The following is a 16536-nucleotide window of genomic DNA, read 5'->3' on the forward strand; positions in this document are numbered from 1 at the left end:
TTATCTCCCGATGCAAATGACCGATATTGTGACTTCACTGGCTTCCGGTATGCCGATTTATATGGTTGCTATTCAGCAGGGCGGTCAGCTCCGTGACTCGTTTGGCGGTGTGGGCAATGCTCTGAAAGCAATGTTGTCGATGGTGACTCCTGCCCGAGTGGCCATTGGTGGCCTGGCTGGCGCTGTACTGATCGCGGCCAAAGCGGGATCGGACTACTTCACCGCCTACGACGAAATCAACAAGGCCATTATCAGGACTGGCAATATTGCCGGCACGTCAGCGCTCCAGATTATGGCTTCCTCTCACTCTATTGCTGCCTCTACTGGGGCTACTGTAGGAACCGTTCAGAGCTTGATGACTGAGCTGGTTGACATGGGATCGCTGACACAGCAGCAACTTGAAAAAGCAGCGGGCTCCACGGCGTTGGCGGTTCAGACCGGTATAGTCTCGGCGCAGGACATCGCCAAAGCCTATAAGGACATCGAAAAAGACCCTGTTAAAGCGCTGCAGAGTCTCAACGAACAATATAATTTCCTGACCGTTTCACAACTTAAGCATGTTGACGATCTGATAAAGCAAAAGGACCAGACCGCGGCCGTTACGCAGGCTATGGACCTGTTTGGCGATACGATGGCAAAACGTGGGGAGCAGGCTTACGACTCGCTGACACCGTTTGGTCGCCTGTGGCTGGATATCAAGGGCTGGGCGTCTGAGGCCATGCAGAGTATCGGTCAGTGGGTAGCTGAGCTGGCATCAAACACACTGAAGGAATTCAACGCAATTTATTACAGCGTTGCGATCGTTTTCCAGAAGCTGAACCAGATCATTTCATCCTCTATCGCTGCCGCGATTAACCTCGTTCCTGACTGGGCGAAAACAGATACCTTGCAGGGATGGCAGGACTACAACGAACAAATGGCCGGCGCATATGGTGACAGCGTCTCTCAGCTGAAAAAAGACTGGGATGCGGCTGATATCAGTGCAGGTAAATACCTCGATACGACCAGAAAGATAAGTACCGCAACCACCCAGAAGGATCGGGAAGGAGTCGCTGCTTTTGGCAAAAAGACCCAAACCGGAAAGCAGGGCACTTTATCGGCTGGCGATCGCAGCACGGATGCTGCCCAGGCCGAATTACTGGCGCTTCAGGCACAGTTACGCGCGCTGCAGCAGCATAAAGGGCTGAACGACACTATCAGCCAGCAGCGCAAAGATCTGTGGACGACTGAAGCGAAATTTCAGGTGCTGGAGGAGGCCTCGCGTTCACGTTCTTTGACAAAGCAGGAGAAATCCCTGCTGGCGAATAAAGAACAGGTGCTTCAGTTGGCACGGCAGAAAGCCCTGTTAGGTGATCAGATTACCGCACAGGAACAGCTGAACAAGCGAATGGATACCTCGCAGAAATACGTCACTCAGATGGCAGAGAAGCAGGCTGCATTAGTGAACGGTGCCGGGATGAGTGACCGTCAGGCACAACGTGAACTCGCGAAAAGTCAGCTTGCCGCTGGCTGGAAGAATGCTGGAGGTTCGCTTGACGACGAGGGCTATCAGAAGCAGCTTAAAGCGGCGAATGATTACTATGATGCAGAGGACAGGTTGCGTGGCGACTGGCTGACCGGCGCGAAAAAGGGCTGGGCTGAATTTGAGGACAGCGCGACCAATGTTTACTCGCAGGTGCAGACGATTACCAGCAATGCGTTCACCGGGATGGCCAGCACACTTACTGACTTTTTTACTACTGGTAAATCTAACTTCTCAGATTTCCTGACTACCTTCCTGAAGGGCATCGCCCAGATGCTGACTCAACTGGCTCTGGTTAATGGAATGAAGTCAGCCTTTGGTGGAACGGGTATCGGGGCGTTTTTTGGTTTCTCTGGTGGCGGTCTGGTGCCGAGGTTCGATAGCGGTGGTTACACCGGTGATGGCGGTAAATACCAACCGAAAGGCGTAGTTCACGGTGGTGAGTTTGTCTTTACGAAGGAAGCGACCAGTGCGCTGGGTGTCGGTAATCTTTATGCACTTATGCGGGGCGCCCAAGGGTATGTAAACGGCGGCTATGTTGGCCGTGCCCCGATGTATGGGCTGCAATCTTCGGCAACGAGCGGCGTAACCGTTCAAACGTCCGTGACCGTTCATAACCAGAATACTCAGCAGCAGACTTCTGGTGACAACGACGCTATTTCGCGGGCTTACAAGCAGACCATTGATCAGTCAGTGCGCGCAGGTATTGCCAAACAGCTCCAGCCTGGTGGTCTCATCTGGAATGCAACAAAATCAAGATAAGACGAATCGGTGTTTTTTTTGATCATATTATTCATCATGTTAAGATGTTTCCGATTGCAATCAAAGGAAACTTAAAATGAAGAAGGTAGTGGCTTTAGCTGTTGGGGCTTTAATGTTGTCTGGCTGTACTGTTCGTGTTGCTGATATGACTGTTGGTAGTACCAAAAATTACAACCTGAACGCAGCTAAGTTTGAAAAAGGTCAGCGTGTGACTGGTGAAGACAAAGCTCCAATTGTTATTTTCCCGCTGGGCATTCCAAGCGTTAAAACTGCAATGGATCGGGCTATTGAAAAAGATAAGTGTTCCGTAGGCTTAAGCGACGTTGTTATTTATCAATTAAACCACGCATTTCTGTTCGGCACATATGGTTACCGTGTTGAAGGCACGCAGATTATCGACAAATCTCAGCTTGGTTGTGAAACCCGCTAATTTCCTTCTCATACTGTCACAAGCCACCCTCGGGTGGCTTTTTTTATGGAGCAAACATGGCCTTAGAAACGTTCATCTGGCGGACCCAGATTCAGGCTGGAATGGAAGGGGAGCTCACTTACACTACACGCTCTGCATCCTTTGGAGACGGCTTTGAACAGATCGCCGGTGAAGGCATCAACCCTGAAAAACAGTCATGGCCGATGACCTTAACGGGAAAAAAGGCAGAGATGCTCGATGCGCTGAGTTTTTGCCGCAAGCACATCACAAAATCCTTTATCTGGACGTCTCCTGTTGGCGAAACCGGTTTATACCGGATTGAAGCTGATTCCATTAAAGCCCAGCCGCTATCCAGCAAAGTGATGACCATAAAAGCAACCTTCAAACAGGCATACGCACCATGATTACTGAAGATTATCAACGCCTCGAACCGGGTGAAAAAATACGTCTTCTTGAGGTAGACGGTTCTGCGTTTGGTCTGGACGACGTTCTGCGCTTTCACGCTTATAACCTCCCGCATACTGAAGAAGAGATTGCGGCTGCTGGTGGCGACGAATCAAAGTTAAAGGCGAAGAGTATCTGGTGGCAGGGCGAAGAGTATGGTGCCTGGCCATATAAGCTCGAGGGATTGGAAGCTTCAACCGATGGCAGTAGCGCCCAGCCGACGCTCACCGTTGCCAACATTGACAGTTCTATCACTGCGCTCTGTCTGGCCTATGACGATATGCTGCAGGCCAAAGTTACGATTCATGAAACTTTTGCGCATTACCTGGATGAGCGCAATTTCCCGGATGGAAATCCAACAGCAGATCCCTTGCAGGTGAGAAAGCGGGTTTTCTATATCGACGGTAAAAATAGCGAGCTTCCCGGTGAAAGTATCGAGTTTGTTCTTACCAGCCCGATGGATCTGCAGGGGTTGATGATCCCGACCAGGCAGCTTCATTCCCTGTGTACCTGGTGCATCCGGAATAAGTACCGCACCGGCGATGGGTGCGATTATACGGGCACGCTTTACTTCGACAAAAACAACAATCCGGTAAGCGATCCCTCATTGGATGAATGTAACGGCACGCTCACCGCCTGCAAGCTTCGGTTTGGTGAACACAATGAACTTCCTTTCGGTGGTTTTCCTGGAACATCTTTGATCAGGAGTTAACATGCGTCAGAAAACAATTCAGGACATCCTGGTGCATGCCGCGAAAGAATATCCCCGCGAATGCTGTGGTGTAATAGCGCAGAAAAGTCGGGTGGAACGCTATTTCCCATGCCGTAATCTGGCTGCCGAACCAACGGAACAGTTTCACCTTTCGCCAGAGGATTACGCTGCTGCTGAAGACTGGGGGACGATAACGGGAATCGTACATAGCCACCCCGACGCGACGACCCAACCAAGCGAACTGGACAAGGCTCAATGCGATGCAACGTTGCTGCCCTGGCATATTGTCAGTTGGCCGGAAGGCGACTTTCGCACCATCACTCCCCGCGGTGATTTGCCACTGATCGGGCGGCCGTTTGTGCTTGGACACTATGACTGTTGGGGACTGGTGATGAGCTATTACAGGCAGGAACATGGTATCGAATTGAAAGATTACCGTGTTGATTATCCGTGGTGGGAGGACTGCTATCCGGACAATTTCTATCAGGATTGCTGGTATGAGTGTGGTTTCCGTGAATTCGACGGGCCGCTGCAACCGGGGGATATGGTGATCATGCAAGTTCAGTCTAGCAAGTGGAACCATGCCGGCATATTGCTTGAAGGTGATATCTTACTTCATCATCTTTACGGTCATTTAAGCCAGCGTGTGCCATATGGTGGGTATTGGCGTGAGAGGACAAACAAAATCCTTCGCCATCAATCGAAGTTTATATAATAATGAGTCCAACTTACTTCATTAACGGATATTAATGTGGCATTTGTCAACTTGAATAATTTTTATATTAAAATGGTCGTGGTCTGCGTTCCATTTGTCGTTGGGGTCGGGCTTGCATGCTTGAGTTTCTTCGGGCACAGTCACAATCTATGGACTGGGTTTGGATATTTGATAACGTCCGTAGCAGTGAGTTTTTTCCTGTTGCGATGGTTGGTATGGGGAGATTTGAACCTCGCCAACGGTTCAGCCATTGCTACAATCGGAGGTGGGTTAGGTCTGATAGGAATCTTGGCTGGTTCAAATATTACTGATCCTGCATTTATTCAAGTGCGCACCGATTTACAGGAGTCCTTCTTAGATGCGTCCTTAAATTGCAAAGGTAATAAGACGTTATTTGACGGTGCTCTTACGTCTTGTTTAGCAGCTACTTCTAAGGATGCTTTGGCGTTGGGGCAAGAGTTGATTAAAGCCAGGTATTTAGCTCCGACATTATCTTTGGCAGATGGTGTGTATCATTCGAGCGATGAAGCTAAGGCGGATGCATGTTTAGTAAATTATTATTTACTTTCAAAGGAATGCCCAAGTAGCTTTATAGAATTCAATAAAAAACACCCAGAAGTTGCTAATCCGTCAGCCAATAATAAGTAAGTTGATTTGAATTCTTGGATTGCGTGGTAAAAACATCAAAAAGTCTATCAACATTAACAGTCTCTCTTAGTCAAGAGAGACTTTGGAGGCATGTATGACATTTTTAACTGGTCAGCCGATGAGAACCATACGCCTCTATGGAATACTTGGCTCAACATTTGGTCGTGAATTCAAACTTTCTGTTGCTTCGCCTAAAGAAGCCGTTCGTGCATTGTGTGTGATCGTGCCGGGTTTTGAGCGTTTCCTGAATACTAGTAAGCAGCGCGGGCTTACTTACGCTGTATTCAGTGGAAAGCGTAACCTGAACGATGATGAACTCTCTATGGATCAGAGCACCGCTGATATCCGTATCGCGCCGGTTATCCTCGGGAGTAAACGTGGTGGAGTATTCCAGACCATCTTAGGCGTGGCTTTGGTCGCAGTTGGTGCTGTGGCGTCATACTTTGGAGGTGGTGCTGTTGGCGTACCTCTAATGCAATTTGGCGCTGCGATGGCCCTTGGCGGTGTTGTGCAGATGCTATCTCCACAGACAACCGGACTTGCGAGCAAGCAATCGGCAGACAACAAGGCTAGTTATGCCTTTGGTGGAGTAACAAATACGACAGCTCAGGGCAATCCGGTACCTCTCTTGTACGGACGGCGCCGTATAGGTGGCGCGATCATCTCCGCCGGTATCTATGTTGAAGATCAGCAGTAAGCATCGTGTAATGAGCTTACTTAATATGGGGTAACTTGAGCTTAGATTCAAAAATGAAAAAAATATCTACTCTTTTCCTTTGTACTTCCTTATTTTCAGGCATGGCTTTAGCTGATAACAATTACCTACCTCTCCTCTATAATTTATCTACTATGTTTGATTTCAATCCAGTTAAAGGAGCTGTCAAATCATTAGATACTGATGTTGAAGAAAATGGTAAGGTCACTTATAAAATAGCCATCAAACTAGCTAAGAATGGTTGTGTCGAAAGCTTAGATCTTGATAACGTTTCGTCTGGTCATGAAACAAATCTAAAAAATAGCAATGGTAGTCTTGTTGGCCAAAGAGATGGTAAGCCTTTCTCTATACAGCTCGATGAAAAATGTAATATTTTGACTAAAAATGAAAATGGTGACGAGTTGCGATATATTCTTTACTCGAATGGCTTAATTAAAGACACCTATTATTTGGGTAAGAAAATATCTGAGCATTTTTATGATGATAATTCTAATTTGATACGTTCTGAGTTTTATGGTTCTGGTAAGGTCCTCTCTAAAAACGAAATATCTTATGTTGATAAAGACAGGAAGCCTCTTGATTATAAAATTATAAACACATCAGTTTACTCGGAAGGTTATACAGCAACGAATACTTGTCATTATAGCGAAAAGCTTGTACCTGAAATATGTAAATTAACAATGCAGAGCGCAGGGAATCCTGTGCCGAAGCCAGTATTAATGACAGCGAATACGAAAGTTGAATTCTACTAGATTAAATACATTTCAATAAGCCACCTCCGGGTGGCTTTTTTTATGGGCGCAATATGGCTATAGCAACCGCTATTAAAGGCCGCAAGGGCGGCAGTTCAAGCTCAAGAACTCCTACGGAACAGCCAGACGATCTGCAGTCAGTAGCCAAGGCAAAAATCCTTCTCGCGCTGGGAGAGGGGGAGTTTGCTGGTGGCCTGACTGCGCGCGATATTTATCTCGATGGCACTGCACTTGAGAACGCAGATGGTTCGCAGAACTTCAGCGGTGTGGCGTGGGAGTTTCGTTCTGGAACTCAGGCGCAAAAATACATTCAAGGGATCCCGGGTACCGAAAATGAAATCAATGTAGGTTCCGAAGTTTCCAGCACCACTGCATGGACGCGCACGTTCACCAATACGCAGCTTTCAGCTGTTCGCCTGCGTCTAAAATGGCCTTCTCTCTTCAAACAGGAGGACGATGGCGAGCTGGTTGGCTATTCGGTCAACTACGCAATTGACCTTCAGACAGATGGCGGTACCTGGCAGACGGTGCTAAATACCAGCGTGACCGGGAAAACCACCTCCGGTTATGAACGCAGCCACCGTATTGATTTACCTCAGGCGGGCAGCACATGGACCATCAGGCTGCGCAAGATTACAGCCGATGCCAATAGCGCGAAGATTGGCGACACGATGACGCTGCAAAGCTTCACAGAAGTAATCGACGCGAAACTGCGTTATCCGAATACCGCGCTTCTGTACATTGAATTTGACTCGAGCCAGTTCAATGGTTCAATTCCGCAAATTTCCTGCGAGCCCCGCGGGCGTGTTATTCGTGTGCCCGATAACTATGACCCTGAAACACGAACATACAGCGGCACCTGGACGGGCGCATTTAAGTGGGCATGGACGGATAACCCTGCGTGGATATTTTACGATCTGGTGGTCACTGACCGCTTCGGCCTTGGTAATCGGCTAACGGCAGCCAATATCGACAAATGGACGCTTTATCAGGTCGCTCAATATTGTGATCAATCGGTACCGGATGGTAAGGGCGGCAGCGGAACTGAACCTCGTTACACCTGCAACGTATACATTCAGGATCGAAATGACGCTTACACCGTCCTCCGTGATTTTGCTGCAATCTTCCGTGGGGTGACCTACTGGGGCGACGACCAGATTGTTGCCCTTGCAGACATGCCCAGAGATGTCGATTTTACCTACACGCATGCAAACGTTGTTGACGGCAAATTCGTATATTCCAGCAGTACAACCAAAAGTCGCTACACGAACGCTCTTGTTTCCTGGTCTGATCCGGCAAATGGCTATGCTGATGCAATGGAGCCAGTCTTCGAACAGGAGCTGGTGGCGCGCTATGGTTTCAACCAGCTTGAGATCACCGCCATCGGTTGCACCCGGCAGTCTGAGGCTAACAGAAAAGGGCGCTGGGGGATCCTGACCAACAATAAAGACAGGGTTGTCACCTTTGACGTTGGTCTGGACGGCAATATCCCGCAGCCTGGCTACATAATTGCTGTCGCTGACCGAAATCTCTCTGGCCGAGATTTAGGCGGTCGATTATCTGCGGTTAATGGTCGTGTACTCAAACTTGACCGGGTACCAAGTGCTAAGGTCGGCGACAGGATAATGGTAAACCTGCCGTCGGGTATTACCCAATCCCGGACGATTCAGTCCCTGTCAGGTGGAATGGTTACCGTGACAACCGCCTTTAACGAGCTTCCACAGGCCGAGGCTGTATGGGTTATTGAATCTGATGAACTCTATGCGCAGCAGTACAGGGTAATTAGTGTCACCGATAACAATGACGGGACATATACCATCACGGGGGCAAATCACGATCCGGATAAATTCGATCGCATTGATACCGGAGCCATCATTGACCAGCGGCCGGTGAGCGTGATCCCGCCGGGCAACCAGTCGCCGCCTGCGAACATCGTGATCAGCTCGTTTTCCGTGGTTCAGCAAAATATCAGCGTCGAAACGATGCGCGTGAGCTGGGACCAGGCGCAGAACGCTATCGCCTATGAAGCGCAATGGCGCCGCAATGACGGGAACTGGGTTAACGTGCCGCGCAGCTCCACCACGTCATTCGACGTCCCGGGGATTTATGCCGGGCGCTATCTGGTGCGCGTGCGCGCAATCAACGCCGCTGAAATTTCATCTGGATGGGGGTATTCAGAAGAGAAAACGCTGACGGGTAAAGTGGGCAATCCACCGAAGCCGGTTGGCTTCATCGCTTCTGAAAACGTGGTTTTCGGTATCGAGCTGAACTGGGGATTCCCGGCGAATACCGACGACACGCTGAAGAACGAAATTCAGTACAGCCTGACGGGTACTGAGGACGATGCGATGCTGCTGGCAGATGTGCCATACCCGCAGCGTAAATATCAGCAGATGGGATTGAAGGCAGGACAGATTTTCTGGTACCGCGCGCAGCTGGTCGACAGAACGGGTAACGAGTCCGGGTATACGGATTGGGTGCGCGGGCAGGCCAGTATCGATGTTTCCGACATAACCGATGTGATCCTGGAGGACATCAAAGGGTCTGAGACGTTCAAGGACCTGATAGAGAATGCTGTAGATACCAGCGAAAAAATTGCTGGTATGGCTGACGATATCCTGCAGGCAAACAATGAACTCGAACAGCAGGCGCTTGCCATACAGAAAAACTCTGACGGACTGGCCAAGGCTGAGGTGAAAATCGATGAAATGTATGTCTCTATGGACGGCATGATAGGAGGCGTAAAAAACTCAGCAATAGCCATTATTCAGAACGGGCTGGCGCAGGTGGCCGCGCGTAAAACGCTGTCGGCATCGGTCGCAGGTAACAGCGCGCAGTTAGACCGTCTCGACGAAGTGATAGTAAACGAGAAGGAGGCAACAGCACGCGCATTGCTGAGCCTGCAGACAGATGTCAACGGCAATACAGCATCCATCAACAGCCTGAGCCAGACGGTTTCGAATTATCAGCAGGCCACGTCCACGCAGATAAACTCCATCACGGCGACCGTTAACGGTCATACGGCGGCGATTACAACGAATGCCCAAGCAATTGCGAACGTAAACGGCGAACTCAGCGCGATGTACAACATCAAAGTTGGGTTAACGAGTAACGGCCAGTATTACGCGGCAGGCATGGGGATCGGCGTTGAGAATACGCCATCCGGTATGCAGTCTCAGGTTATCTTCCTGGCCGACCGTTTTGCTGTCACCACGGCAGCTGGCAACGGTGTGGCGTTACCGTTTGTTATCCAGAACGGGCAGACGTTTATCCGGGCCAGCTTCATTCAGGACGGTACTATTGAAAACGCCAAAATCGGCAACTTTATTCAGTCCAATAACTATGTGGCGGGATCTGCCGGCTGGAGACTCGATAAAGGGGGAACGTTTGAAATTAACGGTGTGGGCGGCGGCGGAAGGATGCTGATATCCAGCACGCTCATTCAAATCTACGACAGCAACAACGTGCTGCGCGTCAGAATGGGGTTATGGTAATGCCACAGGGTTTACAGTGCTGGGACGGCGCGGGGCGTATTGCCGTCGATTTAAGTGATTACGCTATTCGGTATATTGGAAGCACTTCAGTAACATTTGCGGCGGGGGAAACGACTAAGGATGTTTCCTATCCCGGCATTACTCAAGACGGTACATTTATATCGATTGTCACGGCTGGCGTTACTGCAAACGAATATTACTGTCGTGCTTATAATGGCGGCTTTACTGCATTCTATTTGCCTATCACAGGTAGCCCGGCATTCACTTTTAATGTTGAGGTTTATAACTTTCAATGAGTGGATTTGAAGTTTACAACAGTGCCGGCAAGTTGCTCGTCGATTCGCAAAACAGGTCCACCCTTTTTTATGATCAGCGCTCTCTGGGGGCTGTGACTGAAAAAGGGTTTTACCGTGTAGACAGCCCGTTTGGTGACGGAAGCACGCTGGGATTTACCCAGCAACAATTCTGGAATGACGGGAATTTGCGCTGGCTTCAACTGGATGCAAATAAGTATGGTTTACCCGGCGCCGATCTTCTTGAAGATAATGCAGGGAGGATGATACGCACGACGCGAAATATTGGAATGCAGAGCGGTTACCTTGATGTTTTCGACGCTGGTGGAAACCTTATTTGGAGCGCTGCATCAGCATCGAAAATGCCCAGGGTAGTTGGTTTTTTTGATGTGCCAGCGAGTTATGATCTGCAGAACAATACCTTTACGATAAACCTCGGCTTTAACCCGTGGATTCTGGTTAACAACTGTCCGGGAAATCTAAGTGATGATGGCGGGGCGACGGGTTACTCAGGGATCGCTTTAAAATGGACTGGCTCACAGCTGCAGGGCAGGTATATATCCAAAAATCAGCGCAACTGGAGCCAGACACTACAGGGACGAGGGTTACGAATTCCCATCGCTCAGTTTGTCGGAATTTGATACTGGCGGGACGCGGGGGTATTGAGTAGCGATCATGTCTTGCTTTACACCCTTTGCAGGTTCGAATCGGTATACAACATCAAGCTTATCCGTTTTCTTATAACAGATATTGCTGAGCCGCTTATTTACATGTCGGCTGAAGATGCCATTACTGCTGTCTGAAATTACGTTAACTTCCCTCGTAGCGCAGTCAATATTCACGTGAATATCTCCCCCAAGGGATAAGCGCGCCGCATCCACCGGGTAATCCATTTTGAATGCATAGTCTCTGTCTTTATCGGCACAGCCAGCCGCCAGCAAAAGTGCCACGGCAAATAATCGTTTCATTTCTACATTCCTGTATCTGCGGGAATATCCATTTTATTTGAGTTTAAAAAATAGTCAGATTGATAAGAGCGATCAATTTTACATTATTGATCGCTTTAAACGATCGTTATTATCGTGAGGTAGTTCATGCTTTATAACACTGGCACTATTGCTATCAACGGAAATACCGCCACCGGGACGGGTACAAACTGGACGGCGCCAGCCAGCCAGGTCCGCGCTGGCCAGACGATTATCGTCATGTCGAGCCCGGTTCAAATTTTCCAGATCTCAAGCGTGGACAGCTCCACCTCGATGACGGTTACACCTGCTGCCGCTCCGGCACTGAGTGGTCAGAAGTATGGAATCCTGGTGTCCGACAATATCTCTGTAGACGGGCTGGCACAGGCGATGTCACAGCTCATCAAAGATTATGACGAGAACATTGGCGCGTGGGAGACGTTCGCCACAACCTCAGCCAACCAGAGTATTACCGTTACGATCAACGGCACCTCCGTCACCATCCCTGGCATCGGTAAACTGGCACAGAAAGGGAGCAACGGTGCGGTTGCTGTCGCAGACGGCGGAACCGGCGCAACGAATGCCGCAGACGCTCGCACAAACCTCGGTTTTGGAAACAGCGCCACCAGGAACGTTGGAACGGCGGCGGGAACCGTGGCGGCCGGGGATGATTCACGGTTCGGAACTGTGAACGGAAAGAGCGGAGGTACTATCAATGGCGGTACATCTATCAATGGTGACGCTTTATATATTGATCACTCCTACGGCCATACAACGATGCTTGAAACGGTAAAGCCGGGTGACCAAGGGGCTATTTATGGAGGGATGAAACTAAAAAGACCAAATTCACAGGGATTTATTGTTGCCGCTTATAGCACGAATGATTATGAGACTGAGCAAATATTGATCGGGGTAAATGCTCCAAGAGGTAACCCTGTATGGAGTTTTAATGTCGATGGCCGTGCGGTCGGCAATTGGGTAAATACATCTGATGCCAGAATCAAAGACAATATTAAAACTATCGAGGATGCTCTGGATAAGATGAAATTATTCAGGGGGGTAGAGTGGGATCGTAAAGATAACAATCTGCATGGTTACGGTTTTATCGCTCAGGAGGTTAAAAAAATTTTCCCTGAAGCGGTAAAAGAGTATGGGGAAACAAGGCTGGGAAATGGCGAGATTGTGGAAAAAACACTGGCCTTAGACACATCAGGTGTGGCGGCAGCTCTGCACCATGAGGCCATTCTTGCCCTAATGGTTAAGGTCGATGATTTGACGAGTAAGGTTGAAAAACTGGAATCAGGAAGCTGAATATTTTGCAGCCCGTCATTTGCCGGAACGGGCTGCAACTGAATGCTCGGGCTTCATGATGCCGCTATTTTTAGCTTAAGATCCTCCAGCTCGTTCTGTGTAGCCTCCAGCTTCTTGATGACGTAATTCAGGGCCAGCACCGTATCAAGCATAATGACGTTCGTATCAAGCGCCAACGTATCATCAGCATCAATCCTGTTGCCCTCACTGTCGAACGCTGGTGATGCAGGAACCAGTTTGACGTACTCGCTGTCAATTTTCATGACATCCTGGGCAATGATACCCCGGCGAACCCTCTCACGAGGGTCGTCGTTGTAGACGTAAGTTGCTGGCAGGAGCTTCTTTATATTCGCGTATGACTGATAACCATCATCATATTTCACATCGTGCTTTAGCGTAATATCACAGTTAGGCTGTTTCTGGAAAATATAGTTACCGGAAAGATTTCCACCAGCATTAGCATATATATCACCGTTTGCTGTCGTGAATTGAAATATACGCTGTCCGGCAGAGCCACCATCCCCGAGTGTTGTTATTGCGACATCCGCCCATGAACTAGGCCCGGTAGCTATAGAGCCAAGCCCTACAGTGGAAGAATATCCGCCACTGCATTGACTATGCCAGCGGGCAAAGGGAATAAACCCTGCATCATTATTAACAGCTAAGTTCCCCCTAAAAAAAGAGATATTCCTTTGCCATGTGTTAATGTCTGACCAAGAGCCACCATATCCAGCCCCATCAGCTCCACACGAAGATGATTTGAATCTTTCATCAGGGTAAAATAAAAATGACCCCGCCGTACCAGTTCCGCTATTAACATTTAACTGCGCTCTGTCTAAATTAGACGCGCCTCCCCGAACGCCGCCAAGAGTCCAGTTCCCGCCATACCAGGCCCCTCCCACCGCGTTTACATAACCTCCTTCAGTCCCATCCCCTGTGATGTTGTATAGCTTAATGGTCTTATCACCGCCGGCCTGAGTGGATACTCCAATACTATTGCCCTGAGTTACCATCAAACTGCCAGTAACATTTCCCCCTGTTTTTTTATCGACAGTATTAAACCGCGAATCATCCCCGGCCGCCACGGTTCCCGCCGCCGTTCCAACGTTCCTGGTGGCGCTGTTTCCAAAACCGACGTTTTATAGATTGCTCTTGAGCGGCCTGGCCGATAACTTCACCTGATTTTTTTGCAAAAATAACTGGGTGAAAAATATGCAAATTGGCTACGTTAGGGTGTCAACAAATGACCAAAATACGGATCTTCAGCGGCAAGCGCTCGAACGCGCAGGATGTGAACAAATTTTCGAAGAAAAAATGAGCGGAACGGTAGCGAATCGGCCAGCACTCAAAAGGCTTCTCAAGGCATTAAATGAGGGGGATACGCTGGTGGTCTGGAAACTGGATCGACTCGGTCGCAGCATGCGGAATCTGGTGCTGCTGGTGGACGAACTCCGGCAACGCGGCATCCACTTTAAGAGCCTCACGGACAGCATCGACACATCAAGCCCGATGGGGCGCTTCATCTTTCATATCATGTCAGCGCTGGCAGAAATGGAGAGGGAATTGATAGTAGAGCGCACCCGGGCAGGGTTGGCCGCAGCTCGTGAGAAAGGACGAATCGGCGGGAGGAGGCCAAAGCTCACCCAGGAACAATGGGCGCAGGCGGGTCGACTGATAGCGAACGGCGCGGACAGGAAGCAGGTGGCAATCATCTATGATGTGGCGGTTTGTACAATGTATAAAAAGTTCCCAGTTTCGAAATCGGCTTAAATCTGTTCACCCTGAGTTACGGCCATAAAATTTACAAAACTCATAACTCGAAGCTGAATAGAAACTTAGAAACGAAACGGCGAAGCTTTAAGCAGTGACGGTAGGGCATGCATCTTGCGGACACTTACAAATAAAACTACTGTATATAAAAACAGTGTTTGAGGTGTGTACAATGGAATTCATTAGGCCAACAGAATTGCGAGAAATCATCGCTCTCCCGCTTTTCAGTGACTTAGTCCAGTGTGGTTTCCCGAGCCCCGCGGCTGATTACGTTGAACAGCGCATCGATCTCAATGAGTTACTTGTCGCTCACCCGAGCTCGACATATTTCGTTAAAGCTGCAGGCGACTCGATGATTGAGGCCGGGATCAGTGATGGCGATCTGCTGGTGGTGGACAGCTCCAGGACTGCTGAGCATGGAGACATTGTCATCGCCGCGGTGGAGGGGGAGTTCACTGTTAAACGCCTGCAACTGCGCCCGACTGTGCAACTCAATCCTATGAACAGCGCCTACAGTCCGATTGTTGTTGGTAGCGAAGACACGCTGGATGTATTCGGCGTCGTGACTTTCATCGTTAAATCTGCTAGCTGAATATGTTTGCTCTCTGTGATGTGAATTCGTTCTACGCATCATGCGAGACGGTGTTTCGGCCCGATTTAAGGGGGCGGCCGGTGGTCGTGCTCTCGAATAATGATGGCTGTGTAATCGCACGCAGTGCCGAGGCCAAAGTCGCCGGAATTACAATGGGAGAGCCTTTCTTCAAACAAAGGGACTTATTCCGGCGCGCTGGTGTTGTTTGCTTCAGCAGTAATTACGAGCTATACGCAGACATGTCGAACCGGGTAATGACGACTCTTGAGGAAATGAGCCCTCGCGTCGAAATTTACAGCATCGACGAAGCTTTTTGCGACCTGAGTGGTGTTCGCAACTGCCGAAACCTGACTGACTTCGGGAAAGAAATCCGCTCTACGATTCTGAAGCGTACGCATCTGACAGTCGGGGTTGGCATTGCCCAGACGAAGACACTGGCCAAGCTGGCCAACCACGCCGCGAAGAAATGGCAGCGGCAAACGGGCGGGGTAGTGGACCTGTCCAATATTGATCGCCAGCGTCGGCTGTTGGCTATTGTGCCTGTGGAGGATGTATGGGGCGTAGGTAGGCGCATCAGTAAGAAGCTGAACGCAATGGGTATCAAAACGGCTCTGGACCTCTCAGAACAAAGCACCTGGATTATCCGTAAACACTTTAACGTGGTACTCGAGCGAACGGTTAGGGAGCTGCGCGGAGAGCCATGTCTCGATCTGGAAGAGTTTGCACCAGCAAAGCAGGAAATTGTCTGCAGCAGGTCATTTGGCGAACGCGTCACCGAGTACGAACAAATGCGCCAGGCTATCTGCAGCTATGCAGCGCGTGGGGCCGAAAAGCTTCGCGGCGAGCATCAGTACTGCCGCTTTATCTCTGCCTTCGTGAAAACCTCTCCCTTTGCGCTTAACGAGCCATATTACGGCAATAGTGCTTCAATGAAGCTTCTCACCCCTACACAGGATTCCCGAGACATCATCAACGCCGCGGTAAAGTGCCTGGACAAAATCTGGAAGGATGGTCACCGGTACCAGAAAGCAGGGATCATGCTCGGTGACTTCTTCAGCCAGGGCGTGGCTCAACTCAACTTGTTTGATGAAAACGCGCCGCGGGCCGGTAGTGATAAACTGATGGAGGTTCTGGATCAACTCAATGCCAGAGACGGCAGAGGAACACTGTATTTCGCAGGGCAGGGCATTCAGCAGCAATGGCAGATGAAGCGAGAAATGTTGTCGCCTCGATATACGACGAGATATTCAGATCTTCTAAGAGTCCGATAAGTTATCCTGATGTCTTGCTCCGCTTTGTGCCAAAAGCGGATGTCAAAATGTATGTTCAGCTAGCGTAAGTTGAGCGTTTCATAATGATATCTCTCTGCGGGTCTGACCCAACCTGAAAAATATGCTCACCCACCTCGGTA

17 protein-coding genes are annotated in these 16536 nt (G+C 49.5%); 15 read left to right on the forward strand and 2 right to left on the reverse strand.

From position 1 onward, the window contains the following. The 11 genes from HBA26_RS08940 to HBA26_RS08990 form a co-directional block, all read left to right on the forward strand. The coding region (locus tag HBA26_RS08940) for a phage tail tape measure protein (RefSeq protein ID WP_166720879.1) at window positions 1-2284 on the forward strand (2284 nt) is incomplete at its 5' end. Between the two features lie 76 nt (window positions 2285-2360). Beyond that, complete coding sequence (locus tag HBA26_RS08945; RefSeq protein ID WP_023617196.1) at window positions 2361-2714, forward strand: hypothetical protein; 354 nt, start codon at window positions 2361-2363, stop codon at window positions 2712-2714. 56 nt (window positions 2715-2770) lie between these two features. Beyond that, window positions 2771-3118 (forward strand): phage tail protein, encoded by a 348-nt coding sequence (locus tag HBA26_RS08950; protein ID WP_166720880.1) that lies wholly within the window; start codon window positions 2771-2773, stop codon window positions 3116-3118. Then, window positions 3115-3870 carry a phage minor tail protein L gene (locus tag HBA26_RS08955; protein ID WP_166720881.1) on the forward strand — a complete coding sequence of 252 codons (756 nt, stop codon included), beginning with the start codon at window positions 3115-3117 and terminating at the stop codon, window positions 3868-3870. The genes HBA26_RS08950 and HBA26_RS08955 overlap by 4 nt, the downstream gene beginning before the upstream one ends. A gap of 1 nt (window position 3871) precedes the next feature. Next, window positions 3872-4585, forward strand: a complete 714-nt coding sequence (locus HBA26_RS08960; protein ID WP_136431267.1) for a C40 family peptidase — start codon at window positions 3872-3874, stop codon at window positions 4583-4585. A 36-nt stretch (window positions 4586-4621) separates the two neighbouring features. Then, complete coding sequence (locus HBA26_RS08965) at window positions 4622-5233, forward strand: hypothetical protein (RefSeq protein WP_126327719.1); 612 nt, start codon at window positions 4622-4624, stop codon at window positions 5231-5233. Window positions 5234-5327: 94 nt separating this feature from the next. Next, window positions 5328-5930, forward strand: a complete 603-nt coding sequence (locus HBA26_RS08970; RefSeq protein WP_143347122.1) for a tail assembly protein — start codon at window positions 5328-5330, stop codon at window positions 5928-5930. 35 nt (window positions 5931-5965) lie between these two features. After that, window positions 5966-6700 (forward strand): YnfC family lipoprotein, encoded by a 735-nt coding sequence (locus HBA26_RS08975; protein WP_243854833.1) that lies wholly within the window; start codon window positions 5966-5968, stop codon window positions 6698-6700. Between the two features lie 53 nt (window positions 6701-6753). After that, on the forward strand, window positions 6754-10194 hold the full coding sequence (locus tag HBA26_RS08980; RefSeq protein WP_166720882.1) for a phage tail protein: 3441 nt from the start codon (window positions 6754-6756) through the stop codon (window positions 10192-10194). Beyond that, window positions 10188-10490: a hypothetical protein gene (locus tag HBA26_RS08985; protein WP_224065694.1), complete on the forward strand. Its 303-nt coding sequence runs from the start codon at window positions 10188-10190 to the stop codon at window positions 10488-10490. Before HBA26_RS08980 ends, HBA26_RS08985 begins: the two co-directional genes overlap by 7 nt. Further along, window positions 10487-11128: a hypothetical protein gene (locus tag HBA26_RS08990; protein ID WP_166720883.1), complete on the forward strand. Its 642-nt coding sequence runs from the start codon at window positions 10487-10489 to the stop codon at window positions 11126-11128. The genes HBA26_RS08985 and HBA26_RS08990 overlap by 4 nt, the downstream gene beginning before the upstream one ends. On the opposite strand, the gene HBA26_RS08995 is transcribed toward HBA26_RS08990, so the two are convergent. Further along, window positions 11093-11455, reverse strand: coding sequence for a hypothetical protein (locus tag HBA26_RS08995; RefSeq protein ID WP_166720884.1), 363 nt, complete (start codon window positions 11453-11455; stop codon window positions 11093-11095). The genes HBA26_RS08990 and HBA26_RS08995 overlap by 36 nt on opposite strands. Before the next feature lie 126 nt (window positions 11456-11581). Here HBA26_RS08995 and HBA26_RS09000 point away from each other — a divergent pair, with 126 nt between their 5' ends. Further along, entirely contained in the window at window positions 11582-12763 is a 1182-nt protein-coding gene (locus tag HBA26_RS09000) for a tail fiber domain-containing protein (protein ID WP_166720885.1), read from the forward strand. A 53-nt stretch (window positions 12764-12816) separates the two neighbouring features. Here the strand turns inward: HBA26_RS09000 and HBA26_RS09005 are convergent, their stop codons facing one another. Next, on the reverse strand, window positions 12817-13848 hold the full coding sequence (locus HBA26_RS09005) for a tail fiber domain-containing protein (RefSeq protein ID WP_166720886.1): 1032 nt from the start codon (window positions 13846-13848) through the stop codon (window positions 12817-12819). A 127-nt stretch (window positions 13849-13975) separates the two neighbouring features. On the opposite strand from HBA26_RS09005, the gene HBA26_RS09010 reads away from it, so the two are divergent. The 3 genes from HBA26_RS09010 to HBA26_RS09020 all read left to right on the forward strand — a co-directional run bounded on the left by HBA26_RS09010 (window position 13976) and on the right by HBA26_RS09020 (window position 16396). Continuing rightward, window positions 13976-14533 carry a recombinase family protein gene (locus HBA26_RS09010; protein ID WP_166720887.1) on the forward strand — a complete coding sequence of 186 codons (558 nt, stop codon included), beginning with the start codon at window positions 13976-13978 and terminating at the stop codon, window positions 14531-14533. Between the two features lie 172 nt (window positions 14534-14705). Beyond that, the gene (locus HBA26_RS09015) at window positions 14706-15125 is read left to right on the forward strand and encodes a translesion error-prone DNA polymerase V autoproteolytic subunit (RefSeq protein ID WP_020884462.1); all 420 of its coding nucleotides are present in this window, start codon (window positions 14706-14708) and stop codon (window positions 15123-15125) included. 2 nt (window positions 15126-15127) lie between these two features. Further along, a complete protein-coding gene (locus HBA26_RS09020) occupies window positions 15128-16396 on the forward strand; it encodes a Y-family DNA polymerase (protein WP_166720888.1) in 1269 nt (422 codons plus the stop codon). Window positions 16397-16536 lie beyond the last annotated feature (140 nt).

Source organism: Enterobacter sp. 725m/11 (genome assembly GCF_011683705.1).
In the GTDB taxonomy this organism is placed as follows: Bacteria; Pseudomonadota; Gammaproteobacteria; order Enterobacterales; family Enterobacteriaceae; genus Enterobacter; species Enterobacter bugandensis.

Bases quoted from the DNA above. Each gene is read 5' to 3' on its own strand.
- HBA26_RS08960 (WP_136431267.1), top strand. From the start codon at position 3,872: ATGCGTCAGAAAACAATTCAGGACATCCTGGTGCATGCCGCGAAAGAA.
- HBA26_RS08950 (WP_166720880.1), top strand. From the start codon at position 2,771: ATGGCCTTAGAAACGTTCATCTGGCGGACCCAGATTCAGGCTGGAATG.
- HBA26_RS08990 (WP_166720883.1), top strand. From the start codon at position 10,487: ATGAGTGGATTTGAAGTTTACAACAGTGCCGGCAAGTTGCTCGTCGAT.
- HBA26_RS09015 (WP_020884462.1), top strand. From the start codon at position 14,706: ATGGAATTCATTAGGCCAACAGAATTGCGAGAAATCATCGCTCTCCCG.
- HBA26_RS09000 (WP_166720885.1), top strand. From the start codon at position 11,582: ATGCTTTATAACACTGGCACTATTGCTATCAACGGAAATACCGCCACC.
- HBA26_RS09010 (WP_166720887.1), top strand. From the start codon at position 13,976: ATGCAAATTGGCTACGTTAGGGTGTCAACAAATGACCAAAATACGGAT.
- HBA26_RS08985 (WP_224065694.1), top strand. From the start codon at position 10,188: ATGGTAATGCCACAGGGTTTACAGTGCTGGGACGGCGCGGGGCGTATT.
- HBA26_RS08955 (WP_166720881.1), top strand. From the start codon at position 3,115: ATGATTACTGAAGATTATCAACGCCTCGAACCGGGTGAAAAAATACGT.
- HBA26_RS09020 (WP_166720888.1), top strand. From the start codon at position 15,128: ATGTTTGCTCTCTGTGATGTGAATTCGTTCTACGCATCATGCGAGACG.
- HBA26_RS08945 (WP_023617196.1), top strand. From the start codon at position 2,361: ATGAAGAAGGTAGTGGCTTTAGCTGTTGGGGCTTTAATGTTGTCTGGC.
- HBA26_RS08980 (WP_166720882.1), top strand. From the start codon at position 6,754: ATGGCTATAGCAACCGCTATTAAAGGCCGCAAGGGCGGCAGTTCAAGC.
- HBA26_RS08995 (WP_166720884.1), bottom strand. From the start codon at position 11,455: ATGAAACGATTATTTGCCGTGGCACTTTTGCTGGCGGCTGGCTGTGCC.
- HBA26_RS08970 (WP_143347122.1), top strand. From the start codon at position 5,328: ATGACATTTTTAACTGGTCAGCCGATGAGAACCATACGCCTCTATGGA.